The following is a 19,706-nucleotide window of genomic DNA, read 5'->3' as shown; positions in this document are numbered from 1 at the left end:
GGAGAGCAGGCCGTCGCGAGCGTGATGCCGCAACGTTAATCAGAGTCGGATAATAGACAGGACACTCTGCCCGGCCGGAAAGGGCACTGCTGGCGGAAAGAACGGGATATAACGCCATAAAAATATCATTATCAGAGTAAAGAACTTCAGGAGACGCTGACAAAGTATTTTGACAGATAGTTTATCTGTACCGGCAGGCTGTCAGGCAGCGAATCAAGAATGCGGTCGGTGTTATTGAGCGGGAAAACTCCCGACAGTCGCAGATTAGCGACCTCCGGCCGGTAGCGGATATAGCCGCGGCGGTAGCGGGCCAGCTCGTCGAGGAAATCTGCCAGCCGCATATCATCGGCCACGATCAGCCCTTTTAGCCAGGCCGGTTCAGCCGGCACCCGGTGTAACGGGCTATACCCGCGTTCATTGAGCCACAGACCATAGCCCGCATTGACGGTCACGCTCTGGCTGCCTGCCGCCGGACGGGCGCTCAGCTGGCCGCGATACACCGCAATATCGCTCTGCGTATCGCCCAGCCGGATCGCGAAGCGGTTATTGTACGCGATGAGCTCGCCCTGCGGCAGCTGCAGCCGCAGTAACCCGGCGTTTTGCGGCGACGTCACCATCATTTCCCCGTTCAACAGCGCCACCCGCTGGCCGTCGTCGTGGGAGGCGACATTGACCGCCGTTTGCGTGTTCAGCATCAGCTGCGTGCCATCCGCCAGGGTCACATTTTTCTGTTCGCCGATCGCCGTGCGATAGTCCGCCAGCCAGGGCCGCCAGAGGCTGTTCCCGGCGCCGATCCCCACCGCGCCGGTCAGCCCGACGACGGCAATACTCTTCAACAGCCGGCGGCGTTGAGGATTGGCCAGATGGGACAGGCTCTGCTGTGCGGCCATGCCATTAAGCAGGGAAAAGCCGGAGGAAAAGGCGCCGATCTGCTGCCAGGCCTGGGCATTTTCCGGCCGCGACTGATACCAGCGCTGCCAGTTTTCCCGATCCTCCTGGCTGGCGTCTTCTGACATCAGCTGCGTCAGCCAGATGGCGGCTTCGCGGGCGCTTTGTTCATTGAGAGTGGATGAAGGACTCATGCTGGTATCAACACGCCGCTATTACGATGATAAGGCAAAGAAACATTGCAGATTCGCGCGTTGCAAATACTGTTTGACCGAGCTGGCGGAGACCCGCAGCCGCTCGGCAATATCGCAGTAGCGCATGCCCTGCAGATGGGCCAGCAGGAACGCTTCGCGCACCGGCGCGGGCAGGCCGTCCAGCGCCTGGTCCAGCTTTTCCAGCATCTCAATCGTCTGCAGACGGATTTCCGCCGACGGGGATTCGGCCTCCGGCAGCTCGCTCAGGGCCTGCAAATAGCGCTCCTCAATGTGCTTGCGCCGGTAATAGTTGGCTACCAGCCGGCGCGCCACCGTGGCTAAGAAGGGGCGGGGATGGCGAATGGTCGTAAGCTGCGGGCTGAGCAGGATGCTGATAAAAGTATCCTGCGCCAAATCTTCGGCATGCCAGGCGCAGCCGACCTTTTGCCGCAGCCAGTGGCACAGCCAGCCGTGATGTTCACTATAGAGCTGCTGGGCAAACCCGTTAGCGATTGCAATATCTTTCCTTGCCATTCGGCACACCAAACATGATAGCTTTAAATGAAAATAAGAATCATTACTAATTAAGATAATGTAAGTTATGTGTCAAGAGATTGCTGATTATTTACATTACGCCGGGGATTCAGGAGGGGGGAAGCAGGGGAGCCGACGGCTCCCCGCGGGTAAAACGTCAGAAACGCTGGCTGACGCTGAATTTAATATTCCGCCCGACGCCGGACACGGATTCGCCCAGGTAGGGGTAATATTCGTGGTTGAACAGATTGTCCACCGCCACCCGGGCTTCAAACCCTTTCAGCGCCGTGGGTTGCCAGGAGGCGAACAGGCCGTGCAGGGAGTAGCCGGCGGTTTTCGGCAGCGCCCAGACGGAAGCGAGCGGATCGCCGTCGGCCGGGGAACGGTCCTGTTTACGCACAAAGTCGCCGGTCCAGCCAAATGCCGCATCCCATTGCGGTACTTTTATCCCCAGCACCGCGTGCGCGGTGACCGGCGGAATTTCCGCAATCCAGGTCTGGTTGCCCCAGGGATCGCGCGGGGAAGCATCGCGCTTACCGCGGATCGCGGAGTACGCGAAGCTGCCGAACACCCGATCGCTATCGTAGAATGACTCAATTTCCACGCCTTCAATGGTATAGCCCGGCAGGTTACGGTAGTTCGACAGCGGCTGGCCGCACTCTCCTCCGCTTCTGACGGCGTCGCACTGCACCCCGCGACGATAGAAGATTTCATCCTTGCCGCGGTTACGGAACAGGGTCGTACGAATTTGCAGGCTGTCTTCTGCCGTCAGTAAGTTGTTGAAATCCAGCACCGCGCCTAGCCGAATTCCGGTAATACGCTCCACCTTCAGATTACGGCTGGTGCCGGGAACGCTGGAGCTGGCTGACTGAACTTCGTACTGTTCATCAATGACCGGCGCGCGCCAGGTGCGGCTGATGTCGGCAAACAGCGACAAGTTGGGCGTGGCTTTCCAGATAGCCCCCAGGTGCGGAGACCAGCCGGTGTAGGTGACGCTGCTGTAATCATGCCCGGCGGCAGGATCGCTATCGTTATAGCGCGGCGCGCGGTTTGGCTGGCCCGTGTTGGTGACGTGATCGAAGCGCACGCCGGGCGTAACGGTCAGGCTACCGAAGCTGACCGCATCCTGCAGATAGGCGCTGCGGGTTTCCTGCTCGCCCGCCGGCATATAGTAGGGCTGGAAATAGCCGTAGTTGTAGCTGGCGCTATTTTTCTGCGCCGGATAGTACATCAGCGTATCGCGTTTATGCTTATGCCAGCGCACGCCAAACAGCAGCTTATGATCGAGCGGGCCGCTGCTAAAGCGGCTCTCGTTGTTCATATCGAGCTGTTGATCGACATAGCTCACCCAGCTCTCGTTCCCCAGAGAACCCAGATAGCTGTACTGTGACGCGGAGTCCGGGCGTTTATCATGCTGTTCGGTTTTCGAGTGGGCGTAAGATACCGTCAGGTCCAGCAGCGGCTGCTCTTCCGGCGCCAGGTTCCATTTTACCGAATAGTTGGTGTCTACCTGATCGCGATACACCAGGATGCGCCGCCACGCCTCATCCCGGCCGTAGCGGTCGATATCCGCCTGGCTGGGGGCGCTGATATCATCGCGCTTGGCGGCAAAAGGCTGCCAGCCGTCGGACTCGGAGCGCATTGCCGACAGGGTTAACGTCTGCGCATCGGTCAGATACAGGTTAGACTTCACCAGCCACGAAGCCTGATCGTTGGACGAGTAGGCAAAGCGCGTGCCGTCAGGCCGTTTAATGTTGCCCCCGTCGCGTTTGCTGAAATAGACCAGCCCGTCGGCAAACCCTTCCTCGGTGCGGCCATATAGCGCGCCGCTGTAGATCCCCTGGCGATCGTTGGTGTGATAGCTGTATTTCAGCAAACCGCCAAAGTTCTCTCCGGGCTGCAGCATATCGCCGGCATCTTTGGTTTCCATCGTAATGGTGCCGCCAAATCCGCCGTTGCCATTCAGCAGGTTATGCGGGCCTTTATCGACGTCAACGCGCTTGAGCAGCTCCGGCTCGATGAACACCGAGCCCTGGCGGTATTTTTCGAATCCTTTGGGCGCGCCGTCCAGCACCACGTTGACATCTTCCATATCGCCCATCCCCCAGATGTTCAAACTCTGTCCGCCGGGGCGAGGGGAGCCGGCCATCGAGACGCCGGGCAGGCGATCGAGCAGGCTGGCGACGTTATCGGCCTGTACGCGCGCGATGTCTTCCTGATTCAGGGTCGAGCGGCCGGCCGAGACGCTATCGGTTAAGCCGCTGACTACCGACAGCTCCGGGATCACCAGATCCTCAAGCGGTTCAGCCGCCACCAGGCGATAACCGTTTGCCGTCTGCCGGGCGCTGAGACCGCTTCCCGCCAGCAGGCGGCTAAAGGCTTCTGCCACACTGTATCGCCCCTGCAGGCCGGCGGTGCTTTTCCCCCGGGTTTGTTCTGGCGTAAAGGTCAGAATGACCCGGGCGCTGCTGGCAAGGCTTTGTAACGCCGGGTTCAGATCGCCGGCAGGAATGGCGAAAGACTGAACATCGGCCTGCTGCGTCGGCTGCGGCTGCGCCTGTGCGGAAAAAACGGCGGTCGCACAGGAGGCAAAGACCAGCAGCCCGCACGCGGGCCTGAGCACTCTGCCGGCGGCCCGTTTTCCGCCGGAATGATGAATATGCCGCCGGACGTTTGTGCCGGACATGTTGTTTGCCGCGCTTTTGTTTTTTATAGACATCGACTGTTCCCTGAATGTGTGAAACTGGAATCTCAGTAGAGAGGTCACCCAGGCGACAAAATCGGGCAGAGATTTAATGAAAAAATTTCTCATCTGGCGGTTAAACCTGCGGACAGGCGGTATCAGTCGGCTATTTTCCCGCACGGCGGCCCGCCAGACGCTTGAACAGAGGGCAATCCGCATGGCGCAACGGGTTGACAGTTTTATCTGATATTGATAATCATTATCAATACGCTATTTCTTCCACGACGCGTCGATTCACTGAAAGCGGGTCGTTCCACGGGGCTTAAGAGCATGGCATCATCCTCGATCGCGTCTTACACCACCGATTGCTGCATCGTAGGCGGCGGCCCTGCCGGGTTGATGCTCGGCTATCTGTTAGCCCGGGCGGGCGTCAACGTAATGGTGCTGGAGAAGCACGATGATTTTCTGCGTGATTTCCGCGGCGATACCATTCACCCTTCCACGCTGGAGCTGATGCATCAGCTTGGTCTGCTCGACGATCTCCTGACGCTGCCGCACCAGCGCGCGGAAAACCTGTGGGCGGAGATCGCCGGGCGCAACGTGATGCTGGCGGACTTCTCCCGCCTGCCGACGCGCTGCAAATTCATCGCCTTTATGCCGCAGTGGGAATTCCTCACTTTCCTCGCCGGGCGGGCCGCTGCTTTTCCCCATTTCACGCTAATAAAGTCGGCGCAGGTGGCTGAGCTGCGCTATGAGCAGGGCCGGGCGTGCGGCGTGCTGGCGGAGACCCCGGAAGGGCCGATCGAGGTTGCCTGCCAGCTGGTGGTCGGCGCCGACGGGCGAGGCTCCGTGGTGCGGGAAAAAGCGGGGCTCAGCAGCCGCTCGTTCGGCGCGCCGCGGGATCTGCTGTGGATGAAGCTCAGTAAGCATGCGGGCGATCCGCAATGGTCGATGGGCCATACCGGACCAAGGCGCAACTTCATCATGATCGATCGCGGGGATTACTGGCAGTGCGGCTATTCGATCGAGAAGGGGAGCTTCGATACGATCCGGGAGAGCGGACTGGAGAAATTCCTGCTGCAGGTGGCCGAGGTGGCCCCGTTTCAGGACGATCGCTTTCAGGAGATTGCCGGCTGGGAGCAGGTGAAGCTGCTGAGCATCCGCATCGACAGGCTGGAGAAGTGGGCGAAGCCGGGCGTGCTGTGCATTGGCGACGCGGCGCACGCCATGTCGCCTATCGGCGGAGTGGGCGTCAATCTGGCGATTCAGGATGCGGTGGCCGCGGCTAACGCCATTAGCCTGCCGCTGCGCCAGCGCCGTTTGCAGCTAAAGCATCTGCAGCGCGTGCAGCGGCGGCGCGATTTCCCCACCAAAGCCACGCAGTTTTTACAAATTAAAATGAGCCAGCGCAGGACGAAAAAACGCCGCGCGGCTGGCGGCTCCGGTCTGATGACCTGGCTCAGCAACAGCCGCTGGCTGCCTCGGTTGGTCGGTAGGATCATCGGCCTGGGATTCCGTCGCGAAACGCCGCGTGGGTTTTAGCGGCAGGCGGATTGCCCCGCGGCGGCGGAATAGATACGCGGGCACCGCCGCACTGTTGTTGTAAGAGGTTGACCACATAGCCGTATTTCGGCCAGCGCTAATGATAGGGATTCCATAATGAGATGGCTGCTTTTGATAATCGCTTCTTTGTCACAGATCTCCTGCACGTTAAGAGTCGGGGATGAAAAATTGCTAAAAGGAGGTGCAATTGAATATCTTGAAAAACACTACAGCACGGCAACCAGAACGCCTTTTATCGGCGGGGCCATGTACGTCAATATGCGGCCCTATTTATACCCGATGATCGTAGATTATTGCGTGGCGAACAAAAATAAGATGGTGGATAACTGGTGCGTGGATAGTAAAGGATTCCCACTTTTCAGGGTGAAAAATGATTCGGTCAATACGGTGGTTGCGTCGACGGGGAGCGCATTGATTACCATGCCCGGCGACGGCGGCTGGCTCAGCGTGATTGAAAGGAACAATATCGTTTCCGATCGGGAATGGCTGCAAACGGCTCAAGAAACCTATCACTTTAAACCCGAAAATAGATAGTCACTATTTTGTTCCGGGTTTAATACACCAAACGGCGTCCGGGCGCCGTTTGGTGCGGTCGGTTAATCGCGGCTTTGCACCCAGAACGCGTGAATCAGGCCGGGAATATAGCCCAGCAGCGTCAGCACGATGTTAAGAATAAACGCCCAGCCGAATCCTTTACCCAGCAGTACGCCAAGCGGCGGCAGAATAATCGTTAAAACAATTCTCCAGAATCCCATATACGCTCCCTCTAAGTAAAATTAACCGTTTCCCTGATTAAGCTTAGTAATTCTGCCCGAGAGTGCCAGTTTGCCCTGGGGGTTTACTCTCCTTTACGCTTGCTAGCGGACGTAAAGGAGCGCGGGTCAGAGTCAAAATGAAGATTTGATGTATTCCGTCCGGGATGATACCTACAGCATGTCATCTCCTAATATTGACTATTTTCCCTGCATCTTCGAGGATCCTCGCGCTGTATTCTGCAAGGCCGACCTGAACTTCATGATTTTCTTCCTTCTGTTCAGCCAGCGCGCTTCGCCTTATCCCCATAGGGATACTGGATGAAATGCGCAATGACCCTTTGTCCGAAACCAGACTTACAACAGAAATCTATGATCCAGACCCTTCCTCTTTTATTCCATTCTGAAGGATGCAATCTGAACTCCGGACCGTTGAGGAGACGTTTCTCTGTATCTGCTTCAAGGTAAGCCCGAGGGATATAGGCCAGAGAAAAACTCCGTGTATCCCTCCAACAGCACTCCCGTCAGCCACCGCTGCATCTTTATCGATGCCGGCACCAAACGCTGAGGTCAGCTCTTTAAGGCTTAGGCCTCTCATTTCTCTTACTCCATTTATCAATTAATGGCGACAATAGTAAAAAAATAATTGTCGTCATTAACGCGTATGCTGCTTTTATGCCTATGTCATGGTTAGTTAAGGATCTCCAGTCAGGGCTCATGCACTGTATGACCAGAAATAAAATACAAGATGATTTTTGCACAGAAATTCAAGAGTATTTTTATTTTCATAAATTGCCCTGGGTGGTTAAATAAAATAATGGGGGTGGTAAAGTAAGAAAAAACCTTTAATGGTTTTCATCATTAATATACAGAAGAATGAGATGAAATAAGTGGAACCGCTGCAGATAAACTTAATATAGTAACGGCTTGATGTAATTTTTACCCTTCATTTATTATCATCCACTCCTCTATCCTCTTTTTCGCAAACTCCATCTTGCTTTATCCTGTTCAGAAGATAGCGATTGTCATTTCCTTTTATTTGCAAAGCTGACATGACAGACGCGCAAAGTCAAATATTAATTTTAATTGAATCATCTATATTGATGACGGCTAATTGATGGGGGAAAGAAATGAATTACAAGAAAATTTATGGGAAGGAATTAAACATCACGGTCGCTAATGATTTAACGGAACTGTACAATTTAAAAGCGAAGAGCGACGAAAGTCCGCTGAAAAGTTCTATCAAGCCTCACAACGTTCAGTTTACGTCACTTGTTCCTTCAATTGCCGATCAATGCTCCGGGTCTCACGGTGGAGAAGGCGTGGTTTCGTTTATTGAGGAATAGCGAGTATTGGTTGGTTTTCGAGGGAGGGATATATATATTTAAAAATATGATTTTGCTTTTTCAGGCGAGCATGTTTGGCTAATTTTTATCGTGGCATCGATGAGAGCGTCGGTCTGGGAAAAGAATCTTCCCGGATTTATAATCAGTACCAGTATAAAGGCGAGGCGCGTTTTAAACTCGAATACCCTTAGGTAAATTAAATGCTTGTCATATGTGAGTTATGTGTTTTAGAGTGGTTAAATTCTGGTGCTGTTTCCTAACATCTCGTTTTTAAAATAGGAATCTTATCAGCCGCTATTTTCAGGTTGCTGGAACAGGCGACTATTTTCAGAAAGTTATCGGATGTTTTAATATGTTTCTACCGCACATGGTGGCCTGCAGCACCATACTCCAGCTTCTTTTATCATTCGCGTTCGCCATCTTATGCGTCTCAGCGATCCCGGCTGCCTGCCAAAATGAAGCGATCAGGGGCGTATCTGGCTGAATATACCGCTGGCTGCCAAGAGGGAGAATTCAGTATGGTATGACTTACCGAAAGCGGCGATTAATACATTAATCAGTTTGATAACATTTTACGGCCTCCCGAATGCATTTGAATTTATACCTGGTTACATCAATGTCAACTTAGAAACAAATTGATGATCTATTTATGGATGTTGATGAAATAAATAGATATCCCTCGCATTTTGCGTATTGCGATATGGATTTTCTACAGCGGAACATAGTTAAATTCCGTTTGTTAATCCTTATTCGATCGGTTAATATTTGCGCGGAAATTTTCTTTCATTAGCCTAATATTTAACTTACTGATTTCAAAGACACTGGCGGCTAAGGGTGTAGTAATATGGATCGCTCAAATAACATCCAAAGCTTTATTATTGGGGAGAGGGTTGCGTTCGTCCCTTCCCAGCGGGTGATTGTTGATAGACTGACTGCAAAAGAAATTAAGCTTCATCTTCCTGCGAGCTGCTGTCTGGAAAACTTACTCCGTAAGCAGGGAGAGATTGTTTCTCAGGAAGAGCTAATCCTCTGCGGATGGGGAAGTAAGCGCAATGCTGGCGTCAGCCACAATACTTACTACCAATGTATTTTACATCTTCGAAAAGCCCTGGTGATTATGGGGTTTTCAGACGTTATTGATACGGTGCCAAGGCATGGATTGAGGTTTAATAATAGCGTAAAAGTAGCGTACGTGTATCCTGATGAAGATAATGAGCAACAAATTGACAACAGTGTAAAAACCGAAGTTGACGGTAAAGAAACCTTCGTTCCTAATAATATCGCCAGCGAAACGTCAGCGCAGGCTGAGGCTGATGATTCTCTCGAAATGCTTAATACTTCGGCCGAAGTATTACAAGGACCTGCGGTTAATGAAATTAAATTAGCAAATACTTCAGCAAACGGTGATGATAATAACAGAGGTAAGTGGTTGAGGAATACAGGGATAGCCGTCATTCTGACGATGGCTTTATTGAGTATTTTAAATCATTACCACAGCGCTGGCGGCGACGCTTTTTCTGACTATATCAAAATCTCTTCCGATGGTTGTAATATATTTTCAGCGGACCGCAAATACTCACCCTCTGAGATTAAGGCAATCCTCGGCACTCTGGGGCTGTCATGTACGAATAACGAAGTCGTTTATTTTACTGCGTCGCCAATGAATACGCGATTAAATGTAATGTATTGTCCTGTCTATGATAAAGAAAATCAAATCTGCCGCTCTCTGACGGTAATGAAAAGCATAAAGGTAAAGTAATGCGAGCAAAAATATATTACCTGACAACTTTACTGATAGCCGCTGCATTTGCTGTAGTTTATTTTTTTAAAATGGATGATTCAAATAATAAAATTGTATGCCAGAGTCGTCATACCTTGCTGCATGATGGCTTTCGTCTGGATTCTAATTTTGGCTTCATTTTTGCTAATGATAAAGGCGAGCTTACGATACATGCTATCGCCGCTGAGAATGGCGTGCAGTCGCAGGTCGCCAGGGTCATTAACTTTACATATGTGAAAAATAATGATGTGTACATACTTAAAAATCAATATGTCGAGTATCTTAGTACCGATAACAGTAAAAGCAGTAATGTGGATTTTCATTTTCCTGCATTCTTTTATGAAGCAGGAAAAGAGCTCGCGCTGAAGATTGAGTATGATAAGTATAACAACCCTGTCATTTATTTACATAATATGCCGATGTTCTACTGTAAGAAATATAATCACGTTTAAGTCATCAGGTCAGCATCGGTCGTTATGGCCGGTGGGGGAAAGAACGCCAGGGCCTGAAAGTGTTGTGACTCTCTCAGAGAACCTTCTGCTTATGACATACATAGGCTGGTAAGGTCGAGAATATAAATAAATAACTGTTCTGTTGCTCAAGTATTTTTACGTAAATATCTTTTTTGGGATACACGAAAAATAAAGGCTCATATTTCTCTAGCCAGCTGTTGTTAACAGTCTCATCAGGGAAGACCACATTGGTGACCGAGTGCAGGTGATAAACGTTGTTGCGCTTTTCGATGTTGAAAAATATCTTACGATTAAATTTATTGGCTTCATTATTAATGGAGCGGCCATTCATGCTAAGCATGCCGCTATCTTTGCTAATCCTGTAAGTTAGCGAAACGTTGAGGTTCTCGTCCGCATGGTGCTGAACAAAGTTAGCTTTGCATGTGAACTCAAGCGGTTGAGAACGCTGCCATAAGGAATAACCTGCCAGTATTAAGGTTAAAAATAAGCACAGGCAAAGCACATACACCGATGCACGGTAATGTATCATTCTAATGATCCTCAATAAAATAGTTCGAAATACAGTAGTTAGGGCTGGACATGGGTTTATTGCAGCGAATCACCGAGGCCCTGGGCAGCATGGCGTATCTGCTGATATATACCCATGGAAACTTTTGGCAGTCAGATTTGAACTGCGCGCCGTAGGTTAGCGCTTTCGTTCGTTCATCTGCATTATGAATATCTTTATTGAGGAAGAGGTGGCAACCATCGGTGTTCACGGTGAGCTGATAGTTTTCGAAGTAACTCTGCTCCTGGAAGTGGCTCAGAATGACCTTTATATCTGCCAGCAGAATAGAAAAGATAAGAACCGTGATGAGAAAAAACAGCTTACTTAATTTGCTGGCGTCTCTTTTTGGCAGGCATTGCGGTTCAGGGATATCGGGAGCTGATGCCGGGATATCGGCAACAGACTCGATCGCCTCGTGGAGGATCCCGGCATGGCTAAATACTGCTTTGTCGAGCTCATCATAAGATACGGTCAATGCCGTCTCGTCGGTTGTCTGTTCGTCAACACTGGCTGGCGGTGGCGGGTCGGTGGATTCAATAGACTGAATCTGTGTATCAAGGGCCAGGGTTAAACCAATACGCGGTATCGTCGTGATGGGATCGCTGGCAAATCCAATTTCTTTCATTCCTTTTCTGAGCAGACAAATGTTTTGATAGTAGGTATTTGCCGACACAACGAGCCCAAGCTTCTCCCATACGTTATACATAAACTCTTGTTGCGTCACAATTGTGCCGGATCTCTCGATTAATAGTAATAAACAACGGCTTGCCGGAGAGTTTAGTACAACCATATTCGTGGGGTTGCTAAGATTTCTTAACTGACGGGTCGTAGGATGAAATTCAACAACCTTGTTAATAACGTAATATCTATGCATTAATTATATAGAACTCATTCAGCAACTGGTGAGGTTTATCTCTGCGGATGCAGATGAAATTAAGATATTTTCACATTTAGACAAAAGTATAAGTGATAGATTAAGTGCTGCATACTCTGGCTCCTGGCGAAAAGTCTTATTTATATAATTATATTGAATCAACGAGCCTGTCTTGTCAGGTCATCACGGACAGGACATTCTTTCCATCAATAACGGAGGCGGAAATCGCCGGGTTGTCATTACGCGTCTGCATGAGTCTGATAGCGTATTGTCCGAAATCAGATTAAGTTAAGACCCGCGCCGGCATGATTTTTCCTTTATCTTTTAATCCGCCGTTGTAGTGAAATGATGGTGTAGTGCTTTTGTCATTACTCAATGAAGTATTCGGAAATACACGAAGTCGATTGCGCGAATGGTTTATTACAGCGGATGATCGAAGTTCTGGGGAGGTCAGCTGTTGTCGTCACGTATACCCAAGGGTAGTTCCGGCAATCGCTGGTTATATGTTTGCCATATTTGTTGAGCACTTCTTTTTTCAGGCTATCGGATGCCGGTTCCGCTGATAAAACATGGCAGCGCTGGGTAGACGTTATCGTTTCATAGTCAGCAAAATAGCTTTCTTTCATACCCGCCATGTATGAGAAAAGCGCTGAGATAGCAGTGATGCTTACCGCCAGAAGAACGCCATTTTTTACTGTGAACGCGGGCCTGTATTTCTTCACTCTGCTAAGAATGGCTGGAGGGGCATTGTTGCCAGCCTCCGACCATGTCAGCTCTTTTTTTAAGCCATAATCGGCGATGCTCATCGATGAGCGTTCTAAATCCTGATGGCTACTGTTCTTAACCACCGCGATCGAGGTGCTGTTGATCGGTTTCCTGGTGCTTCCTGAGTCCGGGGAAGCGTCCGTGGTTGATTTACGGATTTGTGTGCCGGCGGCCAAGGTCAGCCCAATGCGGGGAAGAGTGATAATGACATTTTCCTCTAACCCGGCATGGGTAAGGCCTCTGCGGAGAATCGAGATATTCTGATAATAGGCGTTTGCGGTCACTCTCATACCGCTTTGCTTCCAGACGATATCCATAAAGTCCTGCTGGGTGACGACATTGCCGATATGACTAATTAATAATAATAAACAGCGACCGGCGGGTAAATTAAGCGTGACCTTAAGCTCCGGGTTGTGAACATTACGCAAGGTACTTGTCGCTGGTTGAAATTCTACACATTCATTAATGATATAATTGGCGCGTAGGTCCGTTAATAATTTATAGAGTTCATTGCTGCCGTTTGCCATTTCATTAACTCCCAGATAAAAGACAAACATAAGCACGTGAGTATAATAGCTGTAAAATGAATTTTATTATTATTATGTTATTTAATCATGCTTGAACGTAACGTCTGGCTAAAAATAAACGTCACGATAGCTGTTTTGCCACATGGCCCGGGCGACCGGTTAACGTCCGGAGGTGAAGGTTCACGTGGGAGGGCGTTGGTAAAACTATTTAAAATATTCGTACCAGCCCCGATCGTTTAAGCCCTCTTGCTGAGGGCATTATATACTCGCGATACATGCAAGTTGAATGTACGCTGGCTTCCTTCGTTCTTCCCGGTCACTTAGTTTACTAAGCTCCCGGGTATTTCCTCAGTTGCCGCGTTACCCGGACTACGGTCTCATCCCTTTGTTTAAAAACGCCTGAAGCGTTTTTGGCCTGCAACCCGAATTATTCAGCGTATGTAGCCTGGATTTTGAGATTAATCCTCCTGGATTACGACCTCTATCGCCGCTTTGACCAGTCCATCTGAAATATCATCATTCATCCGGAAATAATCTGCGGTAAAGCTGATGTCCTGGTTAAGGCTAAGGGATGGAATAGAGTAGGCATCGGTATCGAAAAATTTCACCGGAGTGTTATCTTTTTTCAAAATGATCCCGACGTTTTTGGCACCGCCGCCGCCGCCCGGTACTACAGGGATGGTATTTTCCAGTACCCCTACATCGGTGGCAACCGATCCCTTCGGGTTAAACCAGTAGGTGAGTTTCTTACCTTGCAACTCATTTGGGCAGGTAATATTCATATCAATTGCTTTACCTTTGCCGGTTGTCGCACCGCGGGCAAGCGCCAGCAGGTCGCTTTTAGCGATTGTTTGCAGATTGACCGTGCCGGGCCCTTTAAGCGAGATATTGCAGCTCTCATTACGAAAGGCAACTCTTGTTGTTTTGGGGTTTACCCAGTAGATCGCGCCTTTTCTTGCATATGCCAGGTCGGCCGGGTCTGCTACGCGAAACTCAATTTCGACGTTGATATTGGTCGCCCCGCTGGTATCAATGGGACCCGTTTTAATTAACCACGCAGAGAAGTGCGGCGTTGCGGTGAACTCTGACGAGCTTCCAAAAGGCGTTGGCCAGCTCCCCGCCTGTCCGACGATCTGTTTGCCGATTCGGCTGGCGAATATATCGCTAAACTGAATACCAATGCCGGCAACGCCGGTTTCATAAACCGGCATGCCGCGAACGGTCAACCCCGGAACCTCTGGCCTGTTCACGGCGACGATATATTGCGCACCCGGATCGCAGGTATACAGGCGGTTATGCAAATTCATACCGCCTATCGTTCGGCTATAAAGAATTGCGCCTACCGGAAGAGCAGGATCGGCTGATATCTTAGGGTACAGCGTCATACCCTGTCGTTCTTCCGTTCCCCAGCCATTCTGATGGGGATCAGAAGGCGTATAAGTGCATAGCCGTGCAGCCGAAACCCCGCTGCAGAAAAATATTCCGGCCAGCAGTACAATCATTTTTTTCATTTCACTCATCTCTTTATGATCATTATCGACACAGGGCTTCAGTCTGGCTGACTCCGGAATTTTTCTTCTGGCCTGCAGACAGGGTATAGATGGCGGTACATTTCTGGCCCGCATTTTTCCCCCAGCTGACCGTCAGCGCACCCGTTGGCTGCAGGCCGGTCATGTAAACCATGCCGGCGTCGCTCACGATGCTGGCCTGGGATTTGGCTGCGCCGGCAAGCGTGGCCATCGCGCCAAAAGGCACCTCGCGGCCTGCGGGGGTTTTAAGGCGAATAAATGCCCGTTGCCCAATATTCCCGTCATAGTTTGCGCGCACAATGGCGCCGCGGGTGGGGACAACCTGCTGCGTGGTCTGCATCAGCTCCATATCGTCGCCAAAGGATGTGCTGTCCAGAGTGATATCGGTACTGCGGTAGGGGGTAATATAGGGAACGATGGCATAGCCGCGACTGTCCGTGAAGATCGTTGAATCCGAGCTGAGCCTGACGTTATCCAGACCCGGGGCTTTGATTAACACGGCCGCATCGCTGATATTCTGCCCAAACGTTATTCCGTCCGCATGCGCGATCAGGCTGCCGCTGGCGCCGTAGTCGATCCGCCGGCTGTTTTTGTCATAGCTGTAGCCGACGTTCACGCTTCCACGCGAGCCGTTATAGGTTCCCCTGACGTCGCCGCTATAGTGCTCACGATTGCTGTAACCCTGCTGGATATCCCAGTCAAGATTATTGTTTTCCAGCCCGATGCCGCCTAAAGAAACATACTGATCCGTAGACCCTGGGCTACTCTCGGTGATCTGATAACTTGCATAGGTATTTGGCAGCCAGTTGCTCAGAGGTATGGAAATTGTTAGCGCGAGACGCTGATCGTTTCGCGCCTCGTAGCTGGAACCGTGTGAACCCCAGGTATAGCGGTTATAGCTATAGCCCAGATAATAGTTAATACCCTGCCAACCGCCGTTATAGCCCAGGCTTAATGATTTATTGGTACGCTTGTTATCCCAGTAATCTTCGATCAGCGCGCTAATAGACAGGCTCCCTCGTGATTTTCCCAGGCTCTGATTTAGCGTCAGGTTGGTACGATTGCGTAAAGAACGCGCCGAGTAATAACGTCCGTCATCGGAATAAGTATTAAGCACTTCAGACAGCGTGTTAAACCCTTTCGTCGAGTAGCGATAACCCGCAATGGTAAAATTGGTTCCGGTTTCGATAATATTTTTACCGTAGCGTACGCGCCACGACTGGCCGGAGGTTTTATCGTCATAGCGTTTTTTGGACCAGGCCTGGGTCACGTCGGCCGACAGGGCGCCGAGGCTGGCAAGGTTATACCCCAGGCCGGTAGACAGAGCCTGGTATTTTGCCGATGCCTGCATACCGCCGAAAATCGTTGCGCTGGTTGATACGCCGTATTTGGCGGTGGCCTGCGTAAAAGGGGTTTCATTAATGGAGCCGACGTAAGGCCGGTATTTCCCCGAGGTGATTTCATACTCGAACTGATTTTCCCTCAGCATGACCGGCAGAGCCGCGAAGGGAACGATAAAGTTCTGTCTCGAGCCGTCGGACTCTTCAACCGTAACATACAGATCGCCACTCCCGCCGCTGGGGTACATATCCGTAATTTCAAACGCGCCAGGTGCGACGTAGGTCTGGTAAACCTGATAGCCGTTCTGTTTGATCACCACCCGGGCGTTGGTTTTAGCGATACCGCGGATCACCGGGGCATAGCCGCGCATACTCTCCGGGAGCATGCTGGTATCCGTCGCCAGCTGCACGCCGGAAAAGGGGACGCTATCGAATATGCCGGATAAGGAAGAGCTTTCGCCGAGAAGCAGGTTGCTGCTGATGGAGCGCAAGCTGCGCTGGAGATAAAGATAAGCGGAATCAAAATGAGCTGACTCTCCCTTACTTTTGTTCCATATGCCAAGATTTCTGACGCGCCAGGGGCCGATATTTATCCCGGATTCCAGATTCAGGCCATAGTATTCATTATCGCTTTTATAATCCTGCGAACCGTTAAACTGATAGTTCACAAACATGGCGTTTATGCCGTCATCAAACTTTTCCGGTGGGATGTAGTCGTTGGCTACCGTGCTCATCGCGGCCTGGGGCGTGGAGATATCTAAGCGCTGGGCGGTGAAATCGAAAACGGTTTTGCTGTCAGGAATAATATCGAAGTTGGCACAGCCTTTTTCGTTCTCTTTCAGTTCGGGGAATGATTTAACTCTGACGCCATACTGAGAAAGTGTGTCCAGCGTGAAGCAGGGGATAAGGTTTAGCTTTTTATCCAGCCTGCTGCCGCGTTCGGTCGTAACAAACTTAACGTTTTTGGTTTCCAGATAGCGACCATTAAAAACGATATCAACCCGGTAGTCTCCCGGCGCCTGAGCGTTGACCGACTGATAAATGGACAGGTCGGGAACGTTGGATGCATCACCTCCATTAGCCGATGTAATAAATGCGGGATCAAAGAATTCACGCGCGTTCACCGTAGTGTGAATGCTCGCCGTCATTATAGTAATAATAGCTATGCAGAGCGTAGATAGCCTGAAGGTATCTCTGTGTTCTATTGGCATAAAAACATCCATTTATAAATGCGAACTGTTTATGGCAATCTCGATGAATAGAGGGAACCTGCACCTCCATAATCATTCACTATTTTCCACGTTACTTTGGTAGCATTGCCGTTATCTTTTAACGTTATAGCTTTTGAAGAAAATGGTTCAATAAACTTAATTACTGCCTGATATTCATTAGCGCCGATCTGTACGTTTCTAAAATAGAAGAAAAATGGCGTCGGGTTTTTTATGGTTAGCCGATTACCTGTCTTGCGCCACTCTATTTTTTCGGCTTCGGTATTATTGGATAACTCGGCTAACGCTTTTGGCCTGTAAATCAGCCGCATGCGATGGCGGACGGCTAGCTGTATCGTATTGCTGTTCGCATAGGTATCATCAGACGGTGGGATGGCCATAATATTAAAAAAGTAAGATGATTCACGGTCAGTGGGGGCATTGATGTTGCCAGTAGAGAATATACGGACGGTGTTTTTCTGTTTCATCTCCAGGCGAAAAAGAGGCGGTGTGACCATAAATGCGGGCGCTTTCCCCTCTGGTGCTTCAACCCACGATTTGATCAGATAAGGCATTTCGTCTTTATTATCAATTTGCGCAGATATCTCACGAGCGCCTTCTTTATAAAGATAGCGAGTTGATTCGATAACAATTCCTGCATGCGCAAAGCCACTCAGTATCATGGCGAAGGCAATGATTGCCTTGATCATCATCTGGTACATTAGATTCCTTCAACATTTAATTAAAAGGGCCAGCTGGATTAGCAGGCCCCTTGAAAATTAATTAGATGGTGTAATCAATGGTAAAGGTTGCAACGCCTTTAACCGGGCCTTCAGTAACCGGGTTTGCCGCGTTGACTTTCACATAGCCAGCAAGATATTCCAGGTTGGTTGCCTGATGCGGGGTGTAGGCTTCGGTAACCGCAGTGCCATCGAATTTGATACGGGCACTGTTGCTCAGTTTCTGAATACCGATACCGATGTTTCCAGCGCCGTTAACGGCAGTGTTGTCCAGAATGTCAGGAGTAGAAGAGGATGTCCCGGTGACTTTAACGCTCAGGCCGGTAACGTTGTTTTCATCTGCGCCGCCGATAGCACAGTCGCTAACCCGGAAACCAAATTGCTGGTTTTTAAATAATGTATTAACAGACTGACCGGTTGCTTCAGCAGTGGTCACGGTCATTAACTTAACGATACCGTTGTTGAGGGTACCCGTCGGGGTCACGACGCAGGAAGTCTTAGAGTCTGCTACTTCGCCCAGGATAGTGACTTCAGCCTGGTTCGTTGCCAAAGCCTGAGCACTGAAAGCCGCAGAGGCAGTAATAACCATAGCCAGAATTGTTTTTTTCATCCGTTTAATCCATTCATTTAAAGTTAAATTATTAATTACAGGAAAGAGACCAAACATGACCTCAGAAACTTATCCTGTATGTATCCATATATACTTACTCTTCAACCCTTACGGCCTGCATGGGTAAGTGCCGCTATATTAATCATGGTCTGTTAAAATACTCATCTGAATTTTTTTCAATAAAACTTAACACACATTAAAAGCTGACTGTCTGGCCGGTATAGCGGCTTTTCTGAACGGTGGAAAGTGTACTCATAGCAGGGGCTGACGGGCCGAGTAACGCGAAATATTATTTGCAGGGATAAGCGATCAAGTTAAACAAAGTTAATATCTACAAAGATTTCGTACGATTTTGCCTGACAGACTGAATCAGTGTCGATATTTTTAGGATTGGCGTTAGTGAAACGCTTATAATAATCGTGGTAACGTGATTGATTACCTTCCTGTTTATTATTAATGGTGGCGGTAATATCACCGTTATCGACTACGGTAACACGCTGAAAGTTCTTGTACTCAGCAGATTAAAAGATGAGAAGATCGCCGGTGCGGACTGAGGATACTCGTTCGAGCTCGGCAGCGGCGTTGACGTTTCAGCCATTCCTTCTATCGAATAATTTCTATCTCATTGTTAATAATAATAAAGATCATCTTTCTTTTTGTGATTCAGAAAAATTAACAATGCCTGTCGCGCGCCCCTCGCGGTAGAACCCGCCTGGCCTGCTCTGTTATCAGAGTCGCGGTATGAAGGGGACGCTATAGGAATGGACGAGGGTTGCAAAGAACAGATTAAATCCGGACAACTATTTTTCCTGATGATAAATGCGCTTCTTATTCATATTTTTATTTCTTATTTTATTCTTAAGTGTGGATTATTCATGAAACTAAAGTTGTTTTTTTACAGGAAGTGCCGAAAATAGCCTCCCATCAGCACAGCATATGTGATTGATAAATTTATACCATCTGGAATATACAACTTAAATAGATAAGGAATAGTGATGAAGGTACTTTCTCTTGAAGAAATGAATGCCGTTTCGGGGGCTTACTCCTGGAGCAGCCCTTGGAGTATTTTTGGCAATATCGGTGAAGCGGTAGTCAGCGCAACGCTGGGCGCGGTTGCCGGTTTCGCTGCGGGAGCCACTATTGGTGGTACACACGGCGGCGACGGCGGCGGGGTCCTTGGTGTTGGTACGATTGGTCAGGGCGTTGGCATGATCGTCGGCGGTATTATCGGCGGCATCACCTGCGGTATCGGCGGGGCGATTGTCGGTTACGAGGAGACCTGGAAATATACCAAAACGCTGCTCGATGGTTTCCTTGACGGTACCTTTAAACCATGATTTTGAATTGATTTTC

At 49.9% G+C, this 19,706-nt stretch carries 17 protein-coding genes; 6 read left to right on the top strand and 11 right to left on the bottom strand.

Annotated features, from left to right (window positions below):
* Positions 1 to 146: 146 nt before the first annotated feature.
* The 3 genes from NWP14_RS22000 to NWP14_RS21990 all read right to left on the bottom strand — a co-directional run bounded on the left by NWP14_RS22000 (position 147) and on the right by NWP14_RS21990 (position 4,335).
* Positions 147 to 1,082, bottom strand: coding sequence for a FecR domain-containing protein (locus NWP14_RS22000; protein WP_375215993.1), 936 nt, complete (start codon positions 1,080 to 1,082; stop codon positions 147 to 149).
* Positions 1,083 to 1,103: 21 nt separating this feature from the next.
* On the bottom strand, positions 1,104 to 1,616 hold the full coding sequence (locus tag NWP14_RS21995; RefSeq protein WP_095104183.1) for a sigma-70 family RNA polymerase sigma factor: 513 nt from the start codon (positions 1,614 to 1,616) through the stop codon (positions 1,104 to 1,106).
* Between the two features lie 157 nt (positions 1,617 to 1,773).
* Positions 1,774 to 4,335, bottom strand: coding sequence for a TonB-dependent hemoglobin/transferrin/lactoferrin family receptor (locus NWP14_RS21990; protein ID WP_375215992.1), 2,562 nt, complete (start codon positions 4,333 to 4,335; stop codon positions 1,774 to 1,776).
* A 294-nt stretch (positions 4,336 to 4,629) separates the two neighbouring features.
* On the opposite strand from NWP14_RS21990, the gene NWP14_RS21985 reads away from it, so the two are divergent.
* Positions 4,630 to 5,841 carry an FAD-dependent oxidoreductase gene (locus tag NWP14_RS21985; protein ID WP_375215991.1) on the top strand — a complete coding sequence of 404 codons (1,212 nt, stop codon included), beginning with the start codon at positions 4,630 to 4,632 and terminating at the stop codon, positions 5,839 to 5,841.
* A gap of 117 nt (positions 5,842 to 5,958) precedes the next feature.
* Positions 5,959 to 6,396, top strand: a complete 438-nt coding sequence (locus NWP14_RS21980; protein ID WP_375215990.1) for a hypothetical protein — start codon at positions 5,959 to 5,961, stop codon at positions 6,394 to 6,396.
* A 62-nt stretch (positions 6,397 to 6,458) separates the two neighbouring features.
* Here the strand turns inward: NWP14_RS21980 and NWP14_RS21975 are convergent, their stop codons facing one another.
* The gene (locus tag NWP14_RS21975) at positions 6,459 to 6,617 is read right to left on the bottom strand and encodes a YqaE/Pmp3 family membrane protein (RefSeq protein WP_045853240.1); all 159 of its coding nucleotides are present in this window, start codon (positions 6,615 to 6,617) and stop codon (positions 6,459 to 6,461) included.
* Positions 6,618 to 7,744: 1,127 nt separating this feature from the next.
* Between NWP14_RS21975 and NWP14_RS21970 the strand changes: the two genes are divergently transcribed.
* The 3 genes from NWP14_RS21970 to NWP14_RS21960 all read left to right on the top strand — a co-directional run bounded on the left by NWP14_RS21970 (position 7,745) and on the right by NWP14_RS21960 (position 10,192).
* Positions 7,745 to 7,960: a hypothetical protein gene (locus tag NWP14_RS21970; RefSeq protein ID WP_375215989.1), complete on the top strand. Its 216-nt coding sequence runs from the start codon at positions 7,745 to 7,747 to the stop codon at positions 7,958 to 7,960.
* An 844-nt stretch (positions 7,961 to 8,804) separates the two neighbouring features.
* Positions 8,805 to 9,719 carry a transcriptional regulator gene (locus tag NWP14_RS21965; protein ID WP_375215988.1) on the top strand — a complete coding sequence of 305 codons (915 nt, stop codon included), beginning with the start codon at positions 8,805 to 8,807 and terminating at the stop codon, positions 9,717 to 9,719.
* Positions 9,719 to 10,192 carry a hypothetical protein gene (locus tag NWP14_RS21960; protein WP_375215987.1) on the top strand — a complete coding sequence of 158 codons (474 nt, stop codon included), beginning with the start codon at positions 9,719 to 9,721 and terminating at the stop codon, positions 10,190 to 10,192. Before NWP14_RS21965 ends, NWP14_RS21960 begins: the two co-directional genes overlap by 1 nt.
* A gap of 73 nt (positions 10,193 to 10,265) precedes the next feature.
* On the opposite strand, the gene NWP14_RS21955 is transcribed toward NWP14_RS21960, so the two are convergent.
* The 7 genes from NWP14_RS21955 to NWP14_RS21925 form a co-directional block, all read right to left on the bottom strand.
* Positions 10,266 to 10,742 (bottom strand): hypothetical protein, encoded by a 477-nt coding sequence (locus NWP14_RS21955; RefSeq protein ID WP_095104158.1) that lies wholly within the window; start codon positions 10,740 to 10,742, stop codon positions 10,266 to 10,268.
* Position 10,743: 1 nt separating this feature from the next.
* Complete coding sequence (locus NWP14_RS21950) at positions 10,744 to 11,634, bottom strand: winged helix-turn-helix domain-containing protein (protein WP_095104156.1); 891 nt, start codon at positions 11,632 to 11,634, stop codon at positions 10,744 to 10,746.
* Between the two features lie 368 nt (positions 11,635 to 12,002).
* Positions 12,003 to 12,926, bottom strand: coding sequence for a transcriptional regulator (locus NWP14_RS21945; RefSeq protein ID WP_375215986.1), 924 nt, complete (start codon positions 12,924 to 12,926; stop codon positions 12,003 to 12,005).
* A gap of 458 nt (positions 12,927 to 13,384) precedes the next feature.
* On the bottom strand, positions 13,385 to 14,446 hold the full coding sequence (locus tag NWP14_RS21940) for a fimbrial protein (protein WP_375215985.1): 1,062 nt from the start codon (positions 14,444 to 14,446) through the stop codon (positions 13,385 to 13,387).
* A 13-nt stretch (positions 14,447 to 14,459) separates the two neighbouring features.
* Positions 14,460 to 17,006: a fimbria/pilus outer membrane usher protein gene (locus NWP14_RS21935; protein WP_331850157.1), complete on the bottom strand. Its 2,547-nt coding sequence runs from the start codon at positions 17,004 to 17,006 to the stop codon at positions 14,460 to 14,462.
* A 29-nt stretch (positions 17,007 to 17,035) separates the two neighbouring features.
* Positions 17,036 to 17,725, bottom strand: coding sequence for a molecular chaperone (locus tag NWP14_RS21930; protein ID WP_095104148.1), 690 nt, complete (start codon positions 17,723 to 17,725; stop codon positions 17,036 to 17,038).
* A gap of 61 nt (positions 17,726 to 17,786) precedes the next feature.
* Positions 17,787 to 18,353 (bottom strand): fimbrial protein, encoded by a 567-nt coding sequence (locus NWP14_RS21925; protein ID WP_095104550.1) that lies wholly within the window; start codon positions 18,351 to 18,353, stop codon positions 17,787 to 17,789.
* Positions 18,354 to 19,348: 995 nt separating this feature from the next.
* On the opposite strand from NWP14_RS21925, the gene NWP14_RS21920 reads away from it, so the two are divergent.
* Entirely contained in the window at positions 19,349 to 19,690 is a 342-nt protein-coding gene (locus NWP14_RS21920; RefSeq protein ID WP_331850156.1) for a hypothetical protein, read from the top strand.
* Positions 19,691 to 19,706 lie beyond the last annotated feature (16 nt).

The sequence above is a fragment of the Klebsiella sp. C349492 genome, from assembly GCF_042055345.1.
Classification (GTDB): domain Bacteria; phylum Pseudomonadota; class Gammaproteobacteria; order Enterobacterales; family Enterobacteriaceae; genus Klebsiella; species Klebsiella scottii.
Note: the sequence above shows the minus strand (reverse complement) of the source record. Positions and strands in the feature narration are given on the sequence as shown.

Bases quoted from the DNA above. Each gene is read 5' to 3' on its own strand.
- NWP14_RS21935 (WP_331850157.1), bottom strand. From the start codon at position 17,006: ATGCCAATAGAACACAGAGATACCTTCAGGCTATCTACGCTCTGCATA.
- NWP14_RS21960 (WP_375215987.1), top strand. From the start codon at position 9,719: ATGCGAGCAAAAATATATTACCTGACAACTTTACTGATAGCCGCTGCA.
- NWP14_RS21965 (WP_375215988.1), top strand. From the start codon at position 8,805: ATGGATCGCTCAAATAACATCCAAAGCTTTATTATTGGGGAGAGGGTT.
- NWP14_RS21930 (WP_095104148.1), bottom strand. From the start codon at position 17,725: ATGTACCAGATGATGATCAAGGCAATCATTGCCTTCGCCATGATACTG.
- NWP14_RS21950 (WP_095104156.1), bottom strand. From the start codon at position 11,634: ATGCATAGATATTACGTTATTAACAAGGTTGTTGAATTTCATCCTACG.
- NWP14_RS21990 (WP_375215992.1), bottom strand. From the start codon at position 4,335: ATGTCTATAAAAAACAAAAGCGCGGCAAACAACATGTCCGGCACAAAC.
- NWP14_RS21985 (WP_375215991.1), top strand. From the start codon at position 4,630: ATGGCATCATCCTCGATCGCGTCTTACACCACCGATTGCTGCATCGTA.
- NWP14_RS21920 (WP_331850156.1), top strand. From the start codon at position 19,349: ATGAAGGTACTTTCTCTTGAAGAAATGAATGCCGTTTCGGGGGCTTAC.
- NWP14_RS21940 (WP_375215985.1), bottom strand. From the start codon at position 14,446: ATGAGTGAAATGAAAAAAATGATTGTACTGCTGGCCGGAATATTTTTC.
- NWP14_RS21980 (WP_375215990.1), top strand. From the start codon at position 5,959: ATGAGATGGCTGCTTTTGATAATCGCTTCTTTGTCACAGATCTCCTGC.
- NWP14_RS21945 (WP_375215986.1), bottom strand. From the start codon at position 12,926: ATGGCAAACGGCAGCAATGAACTCTATAAATTATTAACGGACCTACGC.
- NWP14_RS21975 (WP_045853240.1), bottom strand. From the start codon at position 6,617: ATGGGATTCTGGAGAATTGTTTTAACGATTATTCTGCCGCCGCTTGGC.
- NWP14_RS21925 (WP_095104550.1), bottom strand. From the start codon at position 18,353: ATGAAAAAAACAATTCTGGCTATGGTTATTACTGCCTCTGCGGCTTTC.
- NWP14_RS21970 (WP_375215989.1), top strand. From the start codon at position 7,745: ATGAATTACAAGAAAATTTATGGGAAGGAATTAAACATCACGGTCGCT.
- NWP14_RS22000 (WP_375215993.1), bottom strand. From the start codon at position 1,082: ATGAGTCCTTCATCCACTCTCAATGAACAAAGCGCCCGCGAAGCCGCC.
- NWP14_RS21995 (WP_095104183.1), bottom strand. From the start codon at position 1,616: ATGGCAAGGAAAGATATTGCAATCGCTAACGGGTTTGCCCAGCAGCTC.
- NWP14_RS21955 (WP_095104158.1), bottom strand. From the start codon at position 10,742: ATGATACATTACCGTGCATCGGTGTATGTGCTTTGCCTGTGCTTATTT.